This is a genomic window from Segatella cerevisiae (genome assembly GCF_024054555.1).
Taxonomy (GTDB): Bacteria; Bacteroidota; Bacteroidia; order Bacteroidales; family Bacteroidaceae; genus Prevotella; species Prevotella cerevisiae.
This window is the reverse complement of record NZ_JAMXLY010000081.1, coordinates 1-5,693: the sequence shown is the minus strand read 5'-3', so window position 1 is coordinate 5,693 and position 5,693 is coordinate 1. Positions and strand designations below refer to the sequence as shown.

Sequence of the window (5,693 nt, the reverse complement as noted above, 5' to 3'; positions counted from 1 at the left end):
ACTTGTCTGAGGCAGAATACACTGCAATTGATCATGTGCGATGGAAAAATCGCAGCCTGACAGTAAATGGCAAAGATAACTGAGAATGAGAAACAAAAAAGAGGATGTATCTTTTGACACACCCTCTCTTCGTTATCTATATAAAGAATCAGATTAATAATTAGGACCTGCGCCAAACTCAGGAGCGCCCTTATCATACCAAACACGCTCTGTGTTCAACAAAGTTGGATCTGAGCCATCAGTAAAGGTGAATCCCTCTTTGGAATAAGCATCCTCAATCTGATCTTTCATCTTATCTGCATCTGATGGCTTTACCTCATAGAAACGACGTGGAATCTGATTACTTGCTTTCATGCTCACCCAAGGAATCAATTTGCTGTCTGTCTTAGGAACACCAGAACGGCGGACGGTAACAAACTGGTCAATGGGCTGATAGTAAAAATGCAAATACATCTGCAAGTAAATCTTCTCCAGATCAGAGGCCTTATCACCTGTAAGCTGGTAATCACTCTGACCCATCAATGCTTCAATATCCGTATCACCGTAAGTGATGACCTTATCACCAAGTTCACTATAAAAAGACTGCTCTGTAGTATAAGGAATCTTATTCAATACTGCAAGGTCCTCATACTCTTTGCAAGAAGCCTCAACAGCTGTCTTAAAGTAAGTCTCAGCAGATTTTGGCAAGTTTGCACCTAATGTCTTGAATTCAGCAAGATATAAGTTCATTTCTGCTGTGCTCATTGTCATGCCCCACCAAGGCACATCCTCCGTGTCCTGATAAGTAGATCCATCCGGTTTTGTAGGATAAGTAAAGTCACAACGTCCGCGAACCAATTCCTCATTGAAACTTGAATATGGAGCATAGGTCTTACTTTTATCTCCTACTGTAACTTTCCAGCGAGAACTCGTAAAGTAATTGTCTTCACCTGTATAGGCTGGATTATCATTCAGATCGATGCCAATAGGAATGCCATAATAGCGACACCAAGGTTCACCGGCACCTTTCCAACTGACAAAGGTCTTTTTCCCACTGCCATCAGTAGTATAATTGACATTATCAAGAATATACTTAGGTACCTGAACGCGGGTATCACCATTAGCCTCAGCATCAAAAAAGGCTTGTATTACCTCTTTGTTGAAGTCATTCTTGGTAAACATTACGAGCATACGAGGATCTTTGTTCTTCTTCATGAAATCAATCACATTCTTACTGGCACTACCCAGACTGACGGAGTTGCCGGTCTGATAGACATAGTCATCATTGCCACCATCACCTGCGACTGTACCACGATTGTAAATATAGTCATCTGTCAGGCCGTTCATGATATTATTATCACTTGCACCAACTTCCTCAGCAATTTTAAAAGCCTCGGTTTTGTTCTGATGAAGTAAACGTACGGCAATCTTCAATTTCAAACCATTGGCAAATTTTACCCACTTGCTATAGTCGCCATTGTAGACAATATCATTTTTACCAATGGAAAGTTGGTTCTTGGTTTCCAGAGATGCAATATCACCATTCAGTTCATCCAGCCATTCTTTAAATAAAGTTTCCTGATTCTCATAAGATGGGGTTAATGTACCATCAAATTTCAATTTACAAGTTTCAGAATAAGGCATGGAGCCAAACATATCTGCATCTGTAATGGCCAAAGACACTGTCAGAATATTAGAAATTCCCTCAATAGCCTTATATTGATCAGGATTATCAGCAGCTGAAGCTGTATTTTCAATCTCCAGTTCGTACTTCCTGGTATCCAGGAATTGTGAGCCAACTCCTCCCAGTGAACCGAGTCGATTGAACAGATCATTGAAACTGCCCGAAGGAGTATAAGCCTGATCCAGATGAGAAGTATAAGAACCGTCATAAAACCAAAGCAGATAATCAAAAGGCTGATAAGAGGTCTGCTCCTGAGTGAGCAAATATTGTACATTTGCTGTACCAATCGTTGTCGGGTCCGTATTGATAGAGTCGAACTCGTTCCTGCTACATCCTGTGACAAGTAATGCTATTCCCATCAGAATTGCAGCAAGAGATCTATTTGATATTTTCTTCTTATTCATAATTATAATCTTTAACATCCTTGAAATAATGGATTAGAATGTTGCACTGATCGTGAACAGATAGTTACGAGTATAAGGTCCGAATGAACGCATACGGAATTCGGAAGCGGCAGTACCACGGATAGATTCCGGATTCTCGTGGTTTGGAGCTGTGTTGAGTAAGTAACCAACGTTACGGCAAGTCACACTGAGGTTAAGGCTGGTCGCATGGAGATACTTGTAAACGCTTTGAGGAAAAGCATAATTCAATGTGATTTCACGTAAAGCAATATAATTCAGTTTCTTAAACCAATCATTATTGATGACACCGTTTCCCCAACTATTGATATAATAAGCCCAACTCTGCTTGTGTGCATATTCTACATAACCTTTGTCGAAAGCCTCTTGGTAAGTCATTCCACCTACATCAACACTCTTGCCGGAAGGGGTCGTAACAACGGTACCTTTATCAAAGATGACATCAGGAATAAAACCATCTGTAAAAGTCTTTCCTTTGCAATCACTGTAGTTACTCGTCCATGTCTCACCGGTACGATACTTCAAAGAGGTCTTGGCAAAACCATAAGCGGTGGCATAGCGTGAATTATAAGAAGCTACATAACCGCCGAAACGTGCATCAAGTGAAAGGTACATACTCAGATTCTTATAACGCAGGGTGGTATTCATTGATCCAAGAAAGTCTGGTATCATACTGCCGATTTCCTTAACGGTACCGTCCCGTTTAGCATAAGGAGTATGTAAACTGCTGGAATAGCCGACGATCCACTTGCCTGTCTTCTCATCCTTCTTAGGGAGAGCATCGGACATCAGCAAACCATAGTCAGAACCGATCTTAGCCACACTGCCGATACGGTAGTTACCATAGTCGACACTACCATCAAGGACGATCCAGTTAGCTACGTCTTTAGAAAGACTGACAATCTTATCACGGTTTCTGGTGTAGGTGAAGTTGATATCCCACTGCCAGTCCTTAGACCGATAGGGAGTTGTGTTTAAAGCGAGTTCGATACCGGAGTTACGTATATCACCGGCATTGATCAGTTCGCTGCTTTCTCCGGACCATTTGGGAACAGAGATCGGCATGATCTGATTACGAGTATCTTCATGATAGTAGGTGAAGTCAATTCCGATGCGGTTATTGATAAAACGCCAGTCCAGGCCGACCTCCCAAGAAGTCTTTCGTTCAGGTTTCAGGTTAGTGCTCTTAATGGAAGTGGGCAGCTCCAGCCCATAGACTTTAGTGTTATCCTTCGTATATGAACGAAGGGTATAGCCGGAATTGATATAGTAAGGATCAGTATCATGTCCTACCTGAGCCCATGATGCCCGAACCTTAGCAAAGGTAACCCACTTTGGCAATTTGTCCTTAAACGTTTCAGACAGAATCCAGGAACCGGATATAGACGGATAAAAATAGGAGAAATTACCTCTTCCATTTGTATAGACAAGAGCTGAGGACCAGTCATTACGGCCGGTAATATCAAGGAATAACTGATCTTTCCAACTCGTTCCTGCAGCAAAGATCGTAGAAACGATACGCTTGGTATTAAACTTATATCCTGCGAAACTGGCCTGATTTACAGAGTTGGCTATAAAGTACTGATTAGGTACGATTAAACCTCCGTTCGTTGACTCCGAATGGTACATACCACTTTGATTGAAGTATTCTCCACGAACGAATCCATGGACCTCCCAATCATCATTAATCTGGTAGTTAGCGTTAGCGGCTGCATAAGCATTCTCTTGTTTTACACTCTGAGAGGTGATTGCATAGGAACCACCTTGGTTAGCATAACCGCTTCCAGGGTCTTTGCCTTCACTGTCAATATAGTAGTAATTCAAGTTTCCGCCCGCGGTAAACTGCAACCATTTGGTAGCATTCCATGACAGATTGACTATTGGACGAACGGAAGTCTCGGTCTGCTCATAGTTATTCTCGTAGATGTCCCACCAAAGACCCTTTCCTGGGACGGATGCATAGGGATCACCATAAGTAGAACTTGCTATACCTCCGTGAGGACCTTTATAGAGATGTTTATATTTATTGACATCATATTCACGAGGAAAAGTACCTGTAGCAAAATACTCTCCAATATTATTGGCTGCATTACGTGGTTGAGACTGCGCAAAGTTGATGGAAAAGTCAAGTTTGACATTATCGCCAATCTTTTGAGAAGCTTTGCCTAAGAAAGAAAAACGGCTGAAGGTGTTATTCGGCACCGTACCTTTATTATATTTATAAGAGGCAGAAGCATAAAATGTGGTCCGGTCATTACCACCCTGTAAAGATACATTGGTATTGGTGTTGACACCTGACTGATAAGCATCTTTATAATTATCCTTGTAGATATTCATTGACCCCATCGTCCCATCATACTGTTCGAAGGTCTTCCCTTTTGCCCAGGATATATTCGGGCCCCAAGCCCAACCGGAAGCAGCATTGTTGGAATCATGCTGGCTGATCATAGAATAGTCCTTATTGCTGTTACGCGTATAAGCTGTCATGTTATCTGACCATCGGTTACCGGTCTTATCATAATCGTCACCATAAAGTACCTCACCGGGGAAAGCACCTTCCAGATATTCATTTTGGAGATCCGGTGATTTATACACATGATCTATGCCAAGAGTCTGTGAAAAATGAATTCCAAGGCCACGAGTCTTACTGCCACTCTTGGTCGTAATGACAACAGCACCATTCAAGCCACGAGAGCCGTAGAGGGCTGTGGCAGCAGCACCTTTCAATACAGATACGCTGGCAAAATCATCAGGATTCAGATTCTTCAATTCGTTACCATAGTCATTGATATTGGAATCCCAGTCTGCGTCACCAGAATTACTGCTGGCATTATCCAGGATGACCCCATCGACCACGAATATAGGTTGGTTGTTACTGCTCAATGTAGAAGCACCACGAATCTGAATCTTGGTAGAGCCAAACATACCACCATCACCTTGATTGATTTCAACGCCGGCTACTTTTCCTTGAAGAGCAGCCACAGGAGAAACGGTTTGAGCACGATCAATTTCATCACCGCCGACAGTCGTTACGGCATAGCCTAAAGCTTTTGTCTCACGCTTGATGCTCAATGCAGTGACAACTACTTCAGACAGGTTAGTGGCTTCGTCTGAAAGTTGTACATTAATGGTTTTCTTGCCATTAACAGGAAATGCTTTGGAAACATAACCTATATAAGAGAAATTCAAAATGGCGTTTGAGGGACAATCAATGGCATACTTACCATCAACATCCGTAACGACACCTTTAGAAGAACCTTTGATGATAACGGTAGCACCAATAATAGGATCACCCTTAGCATCTACAACTGTACCGGAAACTTTCTGGGTTTTCTCTGAAGGCAGCGAAGTCTCCTTGACCACCGACTTAGATACCAATCCATTCGCAGTTCCAGTATTAACATCCAAAATTCCTGCATACGCTCCGCTTGAACAAGCAACACACAACAGAAATGTCGGAACACTTCGCTTGAAATTAGAATGTTTCATTCGAAAATGTTTTTATTGCGAACAGCCAGTAAATCGGCTATTCAGGTTTAACTTATTTGTTTTGACACAATAAAAGAATAAGCAGGCTGCGGTATGCTGTCTGCGGCTATTGGCTTAGG

Annotated in this window: 2 protein-coding genes; both read right to left on the bottom strand. The window is 42.1% G+C overall.

The features are described 5' to 3' along the window. Window positions 1-153: 153 nt before the first annotated feature. Window positions 154-2,067, bottom strand: coding sequence for a SusD/RagB family nutrient-binding outer membrane lipoprotein (locus NG821_RS12220; protein ID WP_252761940.1), 1,914 nt, complete (start codon window positions 2,065-2,067; stop codon window positions 154-156). A 33-nt stretch (window positions 2,068-2,100) separates the two neighbouring features. Continuing rightward, window positions 2,101-5,574 (bottom strand): SusC/RagA family TonB-linked outer membrane protein, encoded by a 3,474-nt coding sequence (locus NG821_RS12215; protein WP_252761939.1) that lies wholly within the window; start codon window positions 5,572-5,574, stop codon window positions 2,101-2,103. Window positions 5,575-5,693 lie beyond the last annotated feature (119 nt).

What these genes read in the sequence shown, in the direction of transcription:
- NG821_RS12215 (WP_252761939.1), bottom strand. Translation starts at nt 5,574, where the DNA reads ATGAAACATTCTAATTTCAAGCGAAGTGTTCCGACATTTCTGTTGTGT.
- NG821_RS12220 (WP_252761940.1), bottom strand. Translation starts at nt 2,067, where the DNA reads ATGAATAAGAAGAAAATATCAAATAGATCTCTTGCTGCAATTCTGATG.